Annotated in this window: 11 protein-coding genes; 5 read left to right on the forward strand and 6 right to left on the reverse strand. The window is 45.9% G+C overall.

Going from position 1 to position 15,485, the window contains the following annotated elements; all coding sequences use genetic code 11:
• Positions 1–100 precede the first annotated feature (100 nt).
• The 4 genes from dnaA (at position 101) to gyrB (ending at position 6,352) form a co-directional block, all read left to right on the forward strand.
• On the forward strand, positions 101–1,546 hold the full coding sequence (gene dnaA, locus ABXT59_RS00005) for a chromosomal replication initiator protein DnaA (protein ID WP_443636856.1): 1,446 nt from the start codon (positions 101–103) through the stop codon (positions 1,544–1,546).
• Positions 1,547–1,588: 42 nt separating this feature from the next.
• On the forward strand, positions 1,589–2,692 hold the full coding sequence (dnaN, locus tag ABXT59_RS00010) for a DNA polymerase III subunit beta (RefSeq protein ID WP_443636858.1): 1,104 nt from the start codon (positions 1,589–1,591) through the stop codon (positions 2,690–2,692).
• Positions 2,693–2,792: 100 nt separating this feature from the next.
• A complete protein-coding gene (gene recF, locus ABXT59_RS00015; RefSeq protein WP_443636860.1) occupies positions 2,793–3,881 on the forward strand; it encodes a DNA replication/repair protein RecF in 1,089 nt (362 codons plus the stop codon).
• Positions 3,882–3,934: 53 nt separating this feature from the next.
• Positions 3,935–6,352 (forward strand): DNA topoisomerase (ATP-hydrolyzing) subunit B, encoded by a 2,418-nt coding sequence (gene gyrB, locus ABXT59_RS00020; RefSeq protein ID WP_443636861.1) that lies wholly within the window; start codon positions 3,935–3,937, stop codon positions 6,350–6,352.
• A gap of 147 nt (positions 6,353–6,499) precedes the next feature.
• Here gyrB and glyS read toward each other — a convergent pair whose 3' ends face one another.
• Positions 6,500–8,551 (reverse strand): glycine--tRNA ligase subunit beta, encoded by a 2,052-nt coding sequence (glyS, locus tag ABXT59_RS00025; protein ID WP_443636862.1) that lies wholly within the window; start codon positions 8,549–8,551, stop codon positions 6,500–6,502.
• Positions 8,548–9,495, reverse strand: coding sequence for a glycine--tRNA ligase subunit alpha (gene glyQ / locus ABXT59_RS00030; RefSeq protein ID WP_443636864.1), 948 nt, complete (start codon positions 9,493–9,495; stop codon positions 8,548–8,550). Before glyQ ends, glyS begins: the two co-directional genes overlap by 4 nt.
• A gap of 202 nt (positions 9,496–9,697) precedes the next feature.
• Between glyQ and ABXT59_RS00035 the strand changes: the two genes are divergently transcribed.
• Complete coding sequence (locus tag ABXT59_RS00035) at positions 9,698–10,576, forward strand: lysophospholipid acyltransferase family protein (protein ID WP_443636866.1); 879 nt, start codon at positions 9,698–9,700, stop codon at positions 10,574–10,576.
• Here ABXT59_RS00035 and ABXT59_RS00040 read toward each other — a convergent pair.
• The 4 genes from ABXT59_RS00040 to rsmB all read right to left on the reverse strand — a co-directional run bounded on the left by ABXT59_RS00040 (position 10,573) and on the right by rsmB (position 15,484).
• Positions 10,573–11,163: a class I SAM-dependent methyltransferase gene (locus ABXT59_RS00040; protein WP_443636868.1), complete on the reverse strand. Its 591-nt coding sequence runs from the start codon at positions 11,161–11,163 to the stop codon at positions 10,573–10,575. The two genes, ABXT59_RS00035 and ABXT59_RS00040, sit on opposite strands and share 4 nt — an antisense overlap.
• 62 nt (positions 11,164–11,225) lie before the next feature.
• The gene (locus tag ABXT59_RS00045; RefSeq protein WP_443636869.1) at positions 11,226–12,713 is read right to left on the reverse strand and encodes a TrkH family potassium uptake protein; all 1,488 of its coding nucleotides are present in this window, start codon (positions 12,711–12,713) and stop codon (positions 11,226–11,228) included.
• A gap of 8 nt (positions 12,714–12,721) precedes the next feature.
• Positions 12,722–14,104, reverse strand: a complete 1,383-nt coding sequence (trkA, locus tag ABXT59_RS00050; protein WP_443636871.1) for a Trk system potassium transporter TrkA — start codon at positions 14,102–14,104, stop codon at positions 12,722–12,724.
• A gap of 84 nt (positions 14,105–14,188) precedes the next feature.
• Positions 14,189–15,484, reverse strand: coding sequence for a 16S rRNA (cytosine(967)-C(5))-methyltransferase RsmB (gene rsmB / locus ABXT59_RS00055; RefSeq protein WP_443636872.1), 1,296 nt, complete (start codon positions 15,482–15,484; stop codon positions 14,189–14,191).
• Position 15,485 lies beyond the last annotated feature (1 nt).

Raw genomic sequence — 15,485 nt, forward strand, 5'->3', positions numbered from 1 at the left:
ATAACTTTAGGCACTTGGTGATAAAATAAAGAGGTTAATGATATTAATTAAAGCCAGCTTAAGGCTTTAACAATCCAGTTTAAAATGGCTCCTATTAAAAATGGCTCAAGCGATTTGGCAACAGTGTTTGGCGTGTCTTCAAGATGAATTGCCCAGTCAGCAGTTCAACACTTGGATTCGACCGTTAACCGTGAATGAAAACGGTCGGATAATCCAGTTGGTAGCTCCCAATCGGTTTGTACAGGATTGGGTCAGAGATAAGTACTTTTCTAGAATCCGTGAATTGGTAGCAGATTACGCTACTGATGCCACTCAAGATATTGAATTGGTTGTAGCTTCGTCTGCCGTGTCTTCCCAAAGTCAATCGAGTGGATCAGTTACTACTGCATCGCCAGCCGCCGCAGTGTTTAATTCGACAGTGGCCAGTCCCGTTAGCTCAATGGCAAACAGCCCCATCATTCAGCCTCTTTTTAATGGTAATCTTAGGCCAGATCGTGTGGTTCAGGTTGAGGGCTCGGTACGACATCAGAGCTACTTGAACCGAGCGTTCACTTTTTCCAGCTTTGTACAAGGTAAGTCCAATCAGTTGGCTCTAGCTGCAGCTAAGCAAGTCGCAGAAAACCCCGGTAGTTCGTATAATCCTTTGTTTCTTTACGGTGGCGTTGGCTTAGGTAAAACCCATTTAATGCATGCGGTGGGAGCAGCTTTGATAGAGCGCAACCCCAATGCAAAAGTAGTGTACCTGCATTCTGAGCGCTTTGTTGCAGATATGGTGAAGGCTCTGCAGCTCAACGCGATCAACGAATTCAAGCGTTTTTACCGATCGGTGGATGCGCTGCTAATAGACGACATACAATTTTTTGCTGGCAAAGAGAGGTCGCAAGAAGAGTTTTTTCATACTTTTAATGCTCTTTTGGAGAGTGGCCAGCAGATGATCTTAACGTGTGATCGGTATCCAAAAGAAATAGCAGGTTTAGAAGACCGTTTAAAATCGCGTTTTGGTTGGGGACTAACAGTCGCTGTGGAGCCGCCCGAGTTAGAAACTCGAGTGGCCATATTGATGAAAAAAGCGGCTGAAGGCAATATTGCTCTGCCTGAAGATGCGGCTTTCTTTTTAGCAAAAAAGATTCGTTCAAACGTGAGAGAACTCGAAGGAGCCCTTAAACGAGTGGTGGCAAACTCGCATTTTACTGGTGAAGCGATTTCTACTGCGTTCGTGAAAGAGTCACTACGGGATCTGTTGGCGCTGCAAGATCGAAAGGTCAGCATTGATAATATCCAGAAAACTGTGGCAAGCTATTATAAGATTAAAATTGCTGATATCTTATCGAAACGTCGGTCACGGTCAGTAGCTCGCCCTCGTCAGTTGGCAATGGCGTTGGCCAAAGAATTGACCAATCATAGTTTGCCGGAGATCGGCGATGCCTTTGGTGGACGAGATCATACAACGGTCTTGCACGCTTGCCGGAAAATAAAAGAATTACGCGAAGCAGATCGTGACATTCACGATGATTATGATAACTTATACCGCACGCTAACTGTCTAAATTGATAGTTGCTTGAGCCAAAACCGTGAACAGGATTGTAGTATGAAATTTACCATCAGCCGAGAAGCCTTTTTGAAACCCCTAGTTTTGGTAGCAGGAGTTGTTGAGAGACGTCAAACTTTGCCTGTGTTAGCTAATATTCTGGTCGTGGTTGAGGGGGACCAATTGACGTTAACGGGCACAGATTTAGAGGTTGAGTTGGTTGGGCGGGTGAGTTTAGACCAACCGGGTGAGGATGGCGGTGTCACCATTCCTGCGCGCAAGTTGATGGATATTTGTAAGTCGCTACCAGACCACTCTATGATCGAAGTCATGCTCAATGATGAGCAAGTTTTAGTGCGATCTGCGCGCAGTAAATTTAAGTTATCCACATTACCAGCAGCAGATTTTCCAAACGTAGAAGATAGCCCTGAGTCGTTTGAATTTGAGGTGTCGCAGATGGGTCTTAAGCAGTTAGTAGACCAAACCGGTTTTGCGATGGCTCAGCAAGACGTACGCTACTATCTAAATGGTATGCTGTTCGAGATTAAAGATAGTGAATTGCGCACTGTGGCAACCGATGGTCACCGCTTAGCTACGAGTGTTATGCCGGTTAGTCTGCCAGACCAAGCTGCACAACAATTAATCGTTCCACGTAAGGGTGTATTAGAGCTTGCGCGCCTGATGACAGACGAAGATGGTACCGTGCGGCTAGTCATAGGCGCGAGTCATATTCGAGCGTTTACTAATGATTTCATCTTCACGTCTAAACTAGTTGATGGTAAGTTTCCAGATTATGAGCGCGTATTGCCACGTAATGGCGACAAGTTGGTGCTTGTTGATCGCTTGGCAATGCGTGGTGTACTCAGTCGTGCAGCGATCCTGTCCAACGAAAAGTACCGAGGCGTCCGCATGACGGTGAGTGATACGAATTTGCAGGTGGTGGCTAATAATCCAGAGCAGGAAGAGGCTGAAGAAAGTTTGATGGTCGATTATCAAGGGGCCCAAATTGAGATTGGTTTCAATGTAGGCTATGTGCTTGACGTGTTAAATGTCCTGCATAGCGATCAGGTAAAGATTACCTTGAGTGACTCGAATTCAAGTGCTTTGCTCGCTGATGGTGGTACGGGTGCAGCACAATATGTGATCATGCCCATGAGGCTTTAGTTGCGGTTAAAACCTATGTTACTTTTGAGGTTCCATTAGCCTTAATCACTGCAGGTTATGCACAGCTTTTGATAGGTTTTATGCACAGGAATTTTAGCTTATGTCTCTACAGCAACTAAGCGTTCAGCGGTTGCGTAATCTGCATCAGGTTGAACTTCAATTTGATGCAGGCATTAATCTATTATATGGCTTAAACGCGAGTGGTAAAACCAGCGTCTTAGAAGCCATCCACATGCTGGCATTGGGTCGGTCTTTTCGCAGCTTGAAGTTAGCGTCTGTCATTGGCGATGGTCATATCGATTGTCTTTTGTTCGCCAAAGTTAAAAATGCTCAAGGGGTGAGTGATTCCTTGGGAATGACGCGTCGCCTAGATGGTAATCATAGTATACGCCTGAATGGGGAGAACCTTGGGTCAGTGGCTGAGCTTGCCAATTTATTACCCATACAGCTAATCGATCCGAATAGTTCGAGCCTCATTGAGGCGGGTCCTAGCGTTCGAAGGCAATATTTGGATTGGGGCGTGTATCACCATAACCCGAACTTTTTTAGCCTCTGGAAGCAGGCCCAAAGACTGTTAAAACAGCGAAATAGCGCTCTGAAACGTGGTACAATGAGCGCTGATGTAAGGGCTAGTTTTGATCCAGGCTTGGTGCGGGCTGCAGAGCAGTTAAATGAGCTCAGAGCGGCGTATTTGAGGCTTCTCGAGCCAGTATTTTTTGAACTCTTGTCTGGCTTAGTTGATTTACCAGACTTAACGCTGGGTTATTATTCAGGCTGGTCAGCGAATCGTCATTATGCTGATATTCTTGAAGAGACACTGGTGCGTGACTTGCAGCTTGGCTACACACAGCGAGGGCCTCAGCGGGCAGACATCAAGTTCACCTTGCATGGTGTTAACGCAGTTGAACGTCTGTCTCGAGGCCAGCAAAAGTTGGTGGTAATTGCGCTTAAGCTTGCGCAAGGCAAATTATTGAGTGAGCTAGAAGGCCGGAAGTGTGTATTTTTGGTAGACGATTTAGCGGCAGAATTGGATTGGACGCATCGGCAGGAAATCTGTAAACAGTTAATTGATTTAGAGACACAGGTTTTCGTCACGAGTGTAGGAGCCGATGAGCTAAAAGAGTGTTGGCCCAAAGAAGTGAAGGTTAAAATGTTTCACGTGAAACATGGACAGGTAAGTCAGGAATAAAATCCATTGAAGGCTTAGTGCTATTATTTAAGAAAATGATGTCGGAGTAATTAATGAGCGAAGAGACAATATACGATTCGTCCAGTATTAAGGTCCTTAAGGGGCTGGACGCTGTGCGTAAACGCCCAGGTATGTATATTGGGGATACAGACGATGGCACAGGTCTACATCATATGGTGTTTGAAATTGTTGATAACTGTATTGATGAGGCTTTAGCTGGTTATTGTAATGAGGTGAGTGTCACCATTGTGTCTGATGACACGGTCACTGTGGTCGACGATGGACGTGGCATTCCTGTTGATATCCACCTGGAAGAGGGCGTGTCTGCAGCAGAAGTCATCATGACCGTATTACATGCGGGTGGTAAATTTGACGACAATACCTATAAGGTTTCTGGCGGATTGCATGGTGTTGGTGTGAGTGTGGTTAATGCATTATCTACAGAATTAAAATTAACTATCCGGCGTAATGGCCAAGTACATGAACAAATTTATCACGATGGAGTACCTCAAGCACCGTTGGCGATCGTGGGTAAGACCGAAGGTAAAGGCACAACCTGCACGTTTACTGCGTCACCTGATACCTTTACCAATATCATGTTTCATTTCGACATTTTGGCTAAGCGTCTGCGGGAGTTATCTTTCTTAAATTCGGGCGTTGCCATCCGCTTAAAAGATGACCGCTCAGGCCGTGAAGAGTTGTTTTGTTATGAAGGTGGTGTAGCTGCATTTGTTGAATATTTAAATGCCAATAAGACTCCCATTAATAAGTGCATACACTTTAATACGATGCATGCTGATGGGGTGGGTGTTGAGGTTGCCTTGCAATGGAACGATTCTTTCCAAGAGAGTATTCACTGTTTTACTAATAACATTCCTCAGCGTGATGGTGGTACTCACCTAAGTGGGTTTCGTTCTGCACTCACCCGCACGCTTAATAACTATATTGAGTCAGAGTCTGCTCAGAAAAAATCGAAGGTCGCGACTTCTGGTGATGATGCTCGGGAAGGTTTGACAGCCATTATTTCTGTCAAAGTTCCAGACCCTAAGTTCTCATCCCAAACTAAAGATAAACTGGTCTCTTCTGAGGTTAAGTCTGCAGTAGAACATGAATTGGGTCGATGCATGTCAGAATTCCTACAGGAAAATCCTCAAGAAGCTCGGGTTATCATCGGTAAGATGATCGATGCGGCTAGGGCTAGAGAGGCAGCACGCAGAGCGCGCGACATGACTCGTCGTAAAGGTGCTTTGGACATTGCAGGCTTGCCTGGTAAACTTGCCGACTGCCAAGAAAAAGACCCTGGATTATCAGAAATCTATCTAGTAGAGGGTGATTCAGCAGGGGGGTCTGCTAAGCAGGGCCGCAATCGACGAACTCAAGCTATTCTGCCTTTGAAAGGTAAAATCCTCAATGTCGAGAAGGCTCGGTTTGATAAGATGCTTTCCTCAGTTGAGGTGGGAACATTAATTACGGCTCTAGGGTGTGGTATCGGTCGTGATGAATTTGATATCGAAAAGCTACGCTACCACAGTGTAATTATCATGACCGACGCTGATGTTGATGGGGCTCACATTCGGACTTTGCTGCTGACATTTTTCTTCCGTCATCTACCTAAGGTGATTGAAAACGGCCATTTGTTTATTGCCCAACCGCCACTTTATAAAGTGAAAAAAGGCAAGCAGGAGCAATATCTCAAAGATGATGTGGCGCTAGATGGTTTCTTACTGCAAGGGGCGATGGATAATGCCTCACTTTATTCAAGCGCAACGGCTCCTGCCATTTCAGGCACTGGATTAGAGAGCCTTGCGGTTCAGTTCCGTCAGGTTGCGGCAACGATCAGGCGGGTAGAACGAATTATTCCAGCAGTGATATTGACGCAAACGATTTATGCGCCAGTGTTAAGCTTAGAAGAGTTACATGATCAGGACAAGGTATCAGGTTGGTTAGATGCAATTTTGGAATGCCTAGAGCAGCAAGAAGAGGGTGGAGCGCTATATGATGGTCAGGTTCGCTCAAATCCTGAGCGTGATGGCTATTTGCCAATGGTCACCATCACAACTCATGGCATTGATGATGACTATTTGATTGGCTTTGATTTTTTGAGTTCAGGAGAATACCGTTCGATTGTGGCCTTGAACTTAGCCCTGTCGGGCTTGCTAGAAAAAGATGGCTATTTCCAACGTGGAGAGAAGACTTATGCCACTGAAAGCTTTGCAGCGGGTTTAGAGTGGTTGATGAAAGAAGCCCGCCGTGGCCTTTCAGTTCAGCGCTATAAAGGTTTAGGGGAGATGAACCCTGATCAACTCTGGGAAACCACAATGGACCCTGAGCAGCGCCGGATGCTATGTGTGACCATCGATGATGCTATAGCAGCTGATCAAATGTTTACCACTCTCATGGGCGATGACGTTGAGCCTCGTCGTTTGTTTATAGAAGAAAATGCATTGAGAGTTGCGAACCTCGATTTCTAGGATCTTCCACTGCGTTAAATAGCGATAAAAAAGCCTCCGAGTGGAGGCTTTTTTGTGGGCACGAGGTGGCATTCGGGATGGTTGATTATTGCAGCTTAAAAGGCCTAGCGCTGAGTGTTTCACGTGAAACACTCCATCTCTGGGAAATCAACGCGCTAACAAACTAATATCAGCAACCCGCCCAAGCTCGATTTGCAGCTCAGCTAGCAATGCCAAACGATTATTCTTAAGGCCCTCGTCTTCGGTCATCACCATGATATCTGTGAAAAACTGTTCCAGAGGATCAGCTAATTGGGCCATTACCTTTAGCGCATCGTGATAATTGGCATGAGTGCCTTCAACTGAATTTTCATCTCTCACTTTGTTCAAAGCGTTAGCCAAGGTTATTTCAGCAGGTTCGACCAATAATGTTGCATCAAATACTTTTTCGCCCATGCCATTCTTAACTAAAATGTTACTGACTCGTTTATTACTTGCTACCAAGGCAGGAGCCGAATCCAACATCAAAAACTCGGTCACGGCATTCACTCGACGATCAAAGTCCAATGGAGAGTTTGACTTCTTCTGCATGACGGCTAAGTAAATATCTATGGCAACCTTTTGATCTTCATAATAGGCCCGCAAGCGATCAAAAATGAAATCCAACAGTTGAGGTTGAACCTTATCTAAAGGAACCGACAAATTACCATGTAAGTGATAGGCCTTAATCACTAAAGACCCTAGGTCAAGTTCCAAGCCTTGCTCTATTATAATACGTAACAAACCCACGGTTGCTCGACGAAGAGCGTAGGGGTCTTTGCTTCCCGTTGGTGGTTGTCCAATACCAAACAAACCCACTAACGTATCCAAACGATCTGCAATGGCAATGGCACTTGCGACTGATGACTCGGGTAATCTGTCACCTGCAAATTTTGGCCAATAGTGTTGCTCTAGAGCCGCAGCAACGATAGGATCTTCCCCATCATTTAAGGCGTAAACGTGACCCATTAACCCTTGTAGATCACTAAACTCAAGTACCATTTGGGTATTCAGATCTGCTTTAGATAGGGTGGCTGCTCGGGCTGCCAAGATACTATCTGCATCAATGTCTTTTGCAATACTTGCCGCCAATTGCGACATGCGTAACGTCTTATCCATGACGGTGCCAAGTTCTGCTTGAAACACCACTTTGTCCAGAGCCCTATTATGACTCTCCAAACTCGTCTTTTTGTCAGCTTCAAAGAAAAAAGCAGCATCTGCCAGCCTCGGGCGAATGACTCGTTCGTTGCCAGCAATCACCTGTGCAGCATTTTTACTGTTAATATTACTCACTGTAAGGAAGAGCGGTAAAATTTCACCCTGTTCATCGACAAAGTGAAAATATTTCTGATGTTCTTTCATGGACGAGATCAATGCCTGAGCAGGCAATTCCAAAAACCTTCGATCAAATCGCCCAGTGAGACAAGTAGGCCATTCAACTAAACCAGTGACTTCATCAAGTAAATTTTCGTCGATAACGGCCATCGCTTTTAGAACCTTAGCTTGCTCCAAAATTTGAGACTGAATCATGGTCTTACGTTCTTCAAAACTAACAATCACATGACCTTCAGCGCGCATTTGTTGCGCGTAACTTGCAGCTGAGGTAATTGTGATCGCACTTTGGCTATGAAAACGATGGCCACGACTTTGGTGACTATTAGGCAGGTCAAACAATTCAATATCAATTAGGTCAGAGCCTAAGGACAGAATAAACCACTGCACAGGTCTAACAAATTCATCACGCGAGGCGCCCCAGCGCATACGCTTTGCAATAGGCAAATCAGCCAGTGCTTTTTGAATTAAGTTGCCCATCAAATCAAGCGTCTTGAGACCTTTTATTGAACGATCAAACTCATAGTACTGTCCCTTTTCAGTATCAATAACAATCAATTCGTTAGGGCTGACATTGCATGACCTTGCGAAGCCATCAATGGCATTAGACGGTGCCTTAACAGAGGGACCACGCCGACGCTCTTGGCGATCTGATTGTTGCAATTGTAGGCACTCAACGATCACTGTTAGGCGTCGAGGTGTCGCGTAAGAAGTGACTTCAGTATGGGCCAAGCCCAACTCCTTCAACTGCATTGTCACACTTAATTCCAACGCTTTTGACAGCGTCATTAACGATTTGGGAGGCAGTTCCTCAGTCCCCAGCTCAAATAATAAATCAGCGTGGTTCATGAGTTTTTCTCCTCTTCTAGCAACAACTTATGCCTTAGTTCTACACTAGCCAGCGGAAAGCCAAGGGCTTTGCGAGTTGCGTAGTATCCTAAGGCAACTTGTCGCGCAAGGGTACGCACCCGCAAAATATAACGTTGTCTCTCAGTAACGGAGATGGCATGACGTGCATCAAGTAAGTTAAATACATGAGATGCCTTGAGCACAAACTCATACGCGGGCAAAGGTAATTTAGCCTCCACCATTCTTGCGCATTCGGCCTCGTAGTGGTCGAAGTTACTAAATAACGTCTCTACTTCGGCGTGTTCAAAGTTGTAAGTCGACATTTCAACTTCCTGCTGATGAAAGATATCACCATAGCTAACAGTCGTGCCATCTGGTGCACGGCTCCATACAAGGTCGTATACGCTGTCAACATCCTGGAGGTACATGGCAATACGTTCCAGACCAATAGTAATCTCGCCCATCACCGGAAAACATTCAATCCCTCCTGCCTGTTGAAAATAGGTAAACTGCGACACTTCCATACCGTTGAGCCATATTTCCCAACCCAAGCCCCAAGCCCCTAGGGTGGGAGATTCCCAATTGTCTTCAACAAAACGCACATCATGCACCTGCGTATCAATGCCCAAGTGATCCAGACACTCTAAATACAATTCTTGAAAATTAGTAGGTGAGGGCTTAATGACGACCTGAAACTGAAAATAATGCTGCAAGCGGTTGGGGTTATCCCCATAACGTCCATCTGTTGGACGTCTACTGGGTTGCACGTAAGCCGCACGCCAGCTTTCTGGGCCAATGGCTTTTAAAAAAGTCGCTGGGTGAAAGGTACCAGCACCCACTTCCATATCGAGTGGTTGCATGATGTTGCAGCCTTGAGCTGACCAGTATTGTTGCAAGGCAAAAATGAGGCCCTGAAAAGTGCTGGTATCGGTTGTTTTTTCCACGACTAGATCCACGCCTTAAGTAAAAGAAAGAGCTGCCACAGCACGAGGCCTAAGGCACGATTTAAGCGTGACATTATACACTAGCAGTTAGCAACTGGCTTGTGTCTAAAAGAACCTAAGTGCCTCGTTTATGGGCCACTTACGAGGTATCATTACCCAATTAGCTAAACCTAGGGGTTGAGAACCAATTTATGACCACTTTATGTCTGACTATTTAAAATCAAGCCTCGCCGTCGGTCTACTAAGAGTGCTGGGCATCTTACCCCTAGCTTGGGTCTATGGCTTGTCAAAGCTGACTTTGCTATTGATGTTGCGGTTCCCGACTCAAAGCCTCAAACAAACCCGCCTTAACGTGCAGCGCTGTTGGCCCAACCTTACCCGTCAGCAACAAACGACACTTGTGGGCGAGAGTATGTTGCATACGATATATGCGGCCCTAGAAATGGGTATCAATTGGACCCAGCCTAGCCAAAGTGGTTTAGATCGTATTATTAAAGTGAGTGGGGCCGACTGCTTGAAGCAGGCCCATTTGATGGGGGGTGTAATCCTTTTAACCCCTCATTTGGGTAACTGGGAGCTCTTTGCCAACTGGGCTGCTCACGAAGCCAAGGTGACAGCCCTTTATAAACCAGCCAAGTTACATGGGCTTGATCGATTGATTCATGGGGCACGAACCAAAGCGGGTATGCAACTAGCTCCAGCTTCAGCTAAGGGTGTGATGCAGTTAAAACGAGCCTTATTAAAGGGTGAGGTAAACCTCATACTGCCTGACCAAGAGCCACCACCGAAAGCTGGGATTATTAGTCAGTGGTTTAATCAACCCGCATATACCATGACCTTGGTCAGTCAACTTGCTAAGACTAAAAACACCCGGGTTCTGATGGGCTTTGCACGCCGTGTACCTTCCAGGCTTGGGTTTATTATTGAATTAGAAGACATCACTGAAGTGTGCCAACAAACCACTATAGAAACGAGTGTTAAAGCAATAAATCAAGCGATCGAAGAGTTGGTGCGGCGTGCGCCAGAGCAATACCAGTGGGAATACCGCCGTTTCAAACATACCTTAGAACAAAAACACTAGAACTCTGTAGGCTTTGGCTTTCGCGCGATCAAAAAGGCTTTGCCAGCTAATGGGTGTCCCAGTGGTGTCAACTCTTGTTCATCGTGATATACCAGAGGCTCGAGATCTCTAAATAACATAAGTAGTTCCCCTGGGCTTAATAACAGCTGTGAACGCCTTGGTTTACTCAGGCGCTCACCTGCAATTGCTGTGACTTGGTTAAAGGTTTGATAGACCAACATACCGCCGGGTTTGAGGTGCGACACAATCTGTGGACAAAGTGCACGATCGAGGAATGCTGTCACACAAATAAGATCAAATTGTTGGTTGGGCCAAGATGTCTTTACAAGGTCTATATATCGTTGATTTACTTCAATTTTTTGTAATGAACAATGGCGCTCCATTTGCTTCAATCCAGCCTGGGAATAGTCCCAACCATGCATCGTAAGTCCTTGTTTAGAAAGAAATATTGAATTTTGTCCTAGACCACAAGCCAAATCTAAACCTGTGCCTTGGGTGGGCAACAAGTGGACGTATTTTTGCAGGCAATAACTCACCTCAGGCAACTCTAAAAACACAGAATAACGGTCATTCCAGCGCTCTGGCATGGTACAAAATTCCTGTGGATAAGTCTGTGAATAGGTTAGGAAAAACTAACTAATAGAATAACCTAGTTACGCCAAAACATTGGTGTGAATAATACTAATAGGGTAAACACTTCCAAACGACCTAACAGCATAGAAAAACAAAGAATCCATTTGGCTGTGGTATTAATATCGCCGTAGTGAGCGGCAACATCTCCCAAGCCTGGGCCTAGATTGTTAAGCGTAGCCCCAACAGCTGACCAGGCCGTAACTTGGTCTAAGCCTGTGGCTAATAAAGCGATCATCATCACCATAAAGACCAAGGTGTAGACTGAGAAAAAACCCCACACAGCTTCTGCCACGCGATCTGGAATAGGGCTGGAACCTAACTTAACGTGAATGATGGCGTTGGGATGGATGAGACGCTGTATTTCCCGCAAACCCTGTTTGAGCACTATTAACACGCGCACGACCTTCATGCCGCCGCCTGTTGAGCCCGCACACCCACCCATAAAAGCCGCACTAAACAATAAGAATCCCAGCATGGGAGGCCAAAGGGCAAAGTCTGCTGTCGCATAGCCAGTAGTGGTGGCGATAGAGACGACCTCAAACACCCCCTGCCGGAAACTGTCATTCAAAGTCATGTCGTTAGTAAGCCACAAAGTGGCTACGGTAATGAAACTAATAATGGCCATGACACCTAAAAAGAAACGAAACTCTTCGTCTCGCCAATAATGTAATAAACTGGCTTTATAGTGCTTTTGACGAAAAGTGCGAGCGGTTTGGAAGTGCAGGCCAAAGTTCACTGCTGCTAGCAACATAAACACAATGGCAATGGTTTCTATGGCTGCATTATCAAAATAGCCTAAGCTGGCATCGTGTGTAGAAAAGCCACCAATAGCGACCGTGGAGAAACTATGGGTAAGCGCATCAAAAGCATTCATGCCCGCAAACCAGTAAGCTAATGCGCACGTTACCGTCAGGGTGAGATAAATATACCAAAGCTGCTTGGCTGTTTCTGTAATACGGGGTGTTAGTTTAGAGTCTTTAACCGGACCAGGTGTCTCTGCTCGGTATAACTGCATGCCACCAATACCCAACATAGGAAGTATAGCGACTGCTAAAACGATAATGCCCATACCACCAAACCATTGTAAAAGCTGACGATAAAACAGTAATGACTTAGGTAATGTGTCGAGCTGGGTAATGACTGTCGCCCCTGTGGTGGTGAGACCAGAAAGAGATTCAAATAAAGCGTCTACATAACTCCAATTTGGATTCAGCGCGGCCAGGGGAGAGGAGAAGTAAAACGGCAAAGCTCCAAACAGACCTAGAATAGACCAAAACATGACCACAATGACAAAACCATCGCGCGTGCGTAAGACGTTATTATGTTTAGAAAAAGGCAACCAAACTAAGAAACCAGCAACAAAAGTAATGCAAAACGACAGGGCAAAGGTAGATTCTGAACTATCATCTGGCAAACTCAAGGCAATAATCAATGAGGGTAGCATGGATGTGCTAAAAGCCATTAGCAACATACCAATAATTTTTAAGGTAACCCGAAAGTGCATATTAAGGCCTAAAAGAATCCAATAGTAACCGCAAATAATCGCTCAACGTCATGTATCATGTGTCTATCTGTCAAGAAAAGAATGCAATGGTCATCATTATTAATAACCGTGTCATGGTGGGCAATAAGCACTTCCTCACCCCGTACAATGGCACCAAAACTGGTCCCCTCGGGCAGTTTAATGTCCGCCAAACTGCGGCCTACCACTTTGGATGTTTTCCCATCGCCATGGGCAACCACCTCAATGGCTTCTGCAGCGCCTCGCCTGAGGGAATGAACGTTGACGATATCACCTCGGCGCACGTGGGTTAGCAAACTACTAATAGTGGTTTGTTGTGGTGAGATGGCAATATCAATAGTGCCATCTTCTATCAGATCCACATAGGCGGGATTGCTTATCAGGGTCATCACTGTTCGCACACCAAGGCGTTTGGCTAACATAGAAGCCATAATGTTAGCTTCATCATCGTTAGTTAAGGCACAAAATACATCCGTTGATTCAATATTTTCTTCAACTAACAACTCTTTGTCAGATGCACTGCCATGGAGGACGATGACATCCTCTAATAAATCGGCCAAACGCTCACAACGCTCAAGTCCACGCTCAATCACCTTAACCCGAAAATCTTTGCGCAAATTATCGGCCAACCGAGCACCAATATTACCACCACCAGCAATCATGATGCGCTTATAGGGTTTTTCTAATCGACGCAGCTCACTCATTACTTTACTAATATCAGCTTTGGCTGCGATAAAGAAGACTTCATCATCGACGTGAATATGGGTTTTACCAGAGGGGACGATGGCCTTGTTATTGCGAAAAATAGCCGCCACGCGGGTGTCTACATTGGGCATGTGGCTGCGCAAGTCAGACACAGGCTTGCCTACTAATGGACCGCCATGACAAGCGGTCACAGCAACCAACTGCACCTTACCTTTAGCAAAATCGAGTACTTGCAAGGCAGTTGGATTTTCTATTAAGCGCTGTACATGAGCAGTTACCAACTTTTCAGGGCTAATAATGACATCAATAGGAAAAGCGCGGGGTTCATCTCTAAATAACGCATCGCGCTTCAACAAATACTGATGTTCGCGAATGCGGCTAATTATAGTGGGCGTTTGGAACATGGTCTTAGCGATCTGACAGGCCACCATATTGATCTCATCACTATTAGTCACAGCCACAAGCATGTCCGCATCTTCAGCTCCAGCACTTGCTAGAATATTGGGCAAACACGCATGGCCTTTCACAGTACGGATATCCAGACGATCCTGTAAGTCTTTCAAGTAACCGGCATCTTGATCTACCATCGTCACATCATTGGCATCGTTAGCCAAGTTTTCAGCAAGGGTACGGCCAACCTGACCTGCACCAAGAATGATGATTTTCATACTAGAGCAAAATGCCTCGAGAGCGAGTGATTGCCACTATGATAGCAGAACACATGGCATAATCTACTACTATGCTTGGACCCGTCATATGGGCTTGTGGAGTTTGGCATAGTAAAAACCGTCATGGCTTGTTGGGTTTGGAAAAAGCTGGCGCCCTATGTCCATTTCAACGCCCCAATCCGCTTCAATAACACAGTGGTGCGCTTGTGGTTGCTGCGCTAAAAAACGTGCCACAAGACGATCATTTTCTTGTCTTAAAACGGAGCAAGTGGCATAGACCATGTAACCCCCGGGCTTGAGTAATGGCCATAAACTATGCAGCAGTTTGAGCTGCAACTGCACCAGCTCCAAAATATCTTCACTGGTGCGCAGCATTTTAATATCAGGGTTGCGGCGGATGACTCCAGTAGCAGAACAGGGAGCATCAAGTAGTATGCGGTCAAACAATTGCCCATCCCACCAATGGTCTGGTGCACTGGCATCAGCACAGATAATTTCAGCGGTTAAGCCCATGCGCTGTAGGTTTTCTTCTATGCGGCTAATACGCCGTTGTTCCAATTCTACGGCCACCACCTCAACATTCTGGGCTTCCAGCAGATGGCAGGTTTTACCACCTGGTGCGGCGCATGCATCTAACACTCGCTGGCCTGCCTCTAATTGTAATAACCCTGCTGATAATTGTGGTGCTTCGTCTTGCACACTAAACCAACCTTGTAAAAAGCCTGGTAGCTGAGTCACGTCACAAGCTTGTTCGAGCTGCACGCCAACCTCACTGATAAGACATGCATGACTGGTGTGACCGACGTCTGCCAGCTCAACTATATAATCGCTGCGACTAATTTCTCGAGTATTCACTCGTAAAGTTAATGGCCCCTGTGGGTCGTTAGCTGCCAGAATTTTTAGCCAATAATCTGGCCAATGATGACTGAGCTTCGACACGAGCCACTGTGGGTGATTATAACGGTAAGCGTCATGCTCATTTAGGACTTCCGTAAGCTCGTCGCCACCTCGAATGTAAGAACGTAAGACACCATTAATGAGCTTGTCTGCCCAGCGTTTGCCACTCGCTTTAGCAGCCTGTACAGTCGCATCGACAGCCGCATAATCTGGGGTTCTCATGGCTTTGATTTGATATAAGCCCATGAGGATAAGCGCATAAATATCTTGATCTTGGGCCTTCATAGGTTTGTGTAACAGCTGGTCTGCAATCAATTCTAATTGTGGAAAGTGCCTGCAGGTGCCGTAGCAAAGTTGCTGAATAAGGGCGCGATCACCATGTTCTGCCGCTTCTAGAGCCTTCGGTAGGCTCGAGGCTAAAGACCCTTTTTGGCAAAGCACAGCAGTAAGGGCGTGGGCGGCTAGTAAGCGTGGGTTTGCCATG

The sequence above is a fragment of the Candidatus Njordibacter sp. Uisw_058 genome (genome assembly GCF_047730065.1).
Taxonomy (GTDB): Bacteria; Pseudomonadota; Gammaproteobacteria; order Pseudomonadales; family Balneatricaceae; genus Njordibacter.

What these genes read in the sequence shown, in the direction of transcription:
- dnaA (WP_443636856.1), top strand. Translation starts at nt 101, where the DNA reads ATGGCTCAAGCGATTTGGCAACAGTGTTTGGCGTGTCTTCAAGATGAA.
- dnaN (WP_443636858.1), top strand. Translation starts at nt 1,589, where the DNA reads ATGAAATTTACCATCAGCCGAGAAGCCTTTTTGAAACCCCTAGTTTTG.
- recF (WP_443636860.1), top strand. Translation starts at nt 2,793, where the DNA reads ATGTCTCTACAGCAACTAAGCGTTCAGCGGTTGCGTAATCTGCATCAG.
- gyrB (WP_443636861.1), top strand. Translation starts at nt 3,935, where the DNA reads ATGAGCGAAGAGACAATATACGATTCGTCCAGTATTAAGGTCCTTAAG.
- glyS (WP_443636862.1), bottom strand. Translation starts at nt 8,551, where the DNA reads ATGAACCACGCTGATTTATTATTTGAGCTGGGGACTGAGGAACTGCCT.
- ABXT59_RS00035 (WP_443636866.1), top strand. Translation starts at nt 9,698, where the DNA reads ATGTCTGACTATTTAAAATCAAGCCTCGCCGTCGGTCTACTAAGAGTG.
- ABXT59_RS00040 (WP_443636868.1), bottom strand. Translation starts at nt 11,163, where the DNA reads ATGCCAGAGCGCTGGAATGACCGTTATTCTGTGTTTTTAGAGTTGCCT.
- ABXT59_RS00045 (WP_443636869.1), bottom strand. Translation starts at nt 12,713, where the DNA reads ATGCACTTTCGGGTTACCTTAAAAATTATTGGTATGTTGCTAATGGCT.
- trkA (WP_443636871.1), bottom strand. Translation starts at nt 14,104, where the DNA reads ATGAAAATCATCATTCTTGGTGCAGGTCAGGTTGGCCGTACCCTTGCT.
- rsmB (WP_443636872.1), bottom strand. Translation starts at nt 15,484, where the DNA reads ATGGCAAACCCACGCTTACTAGCCGCCCACGCCCTTACTGCTGTGCTT.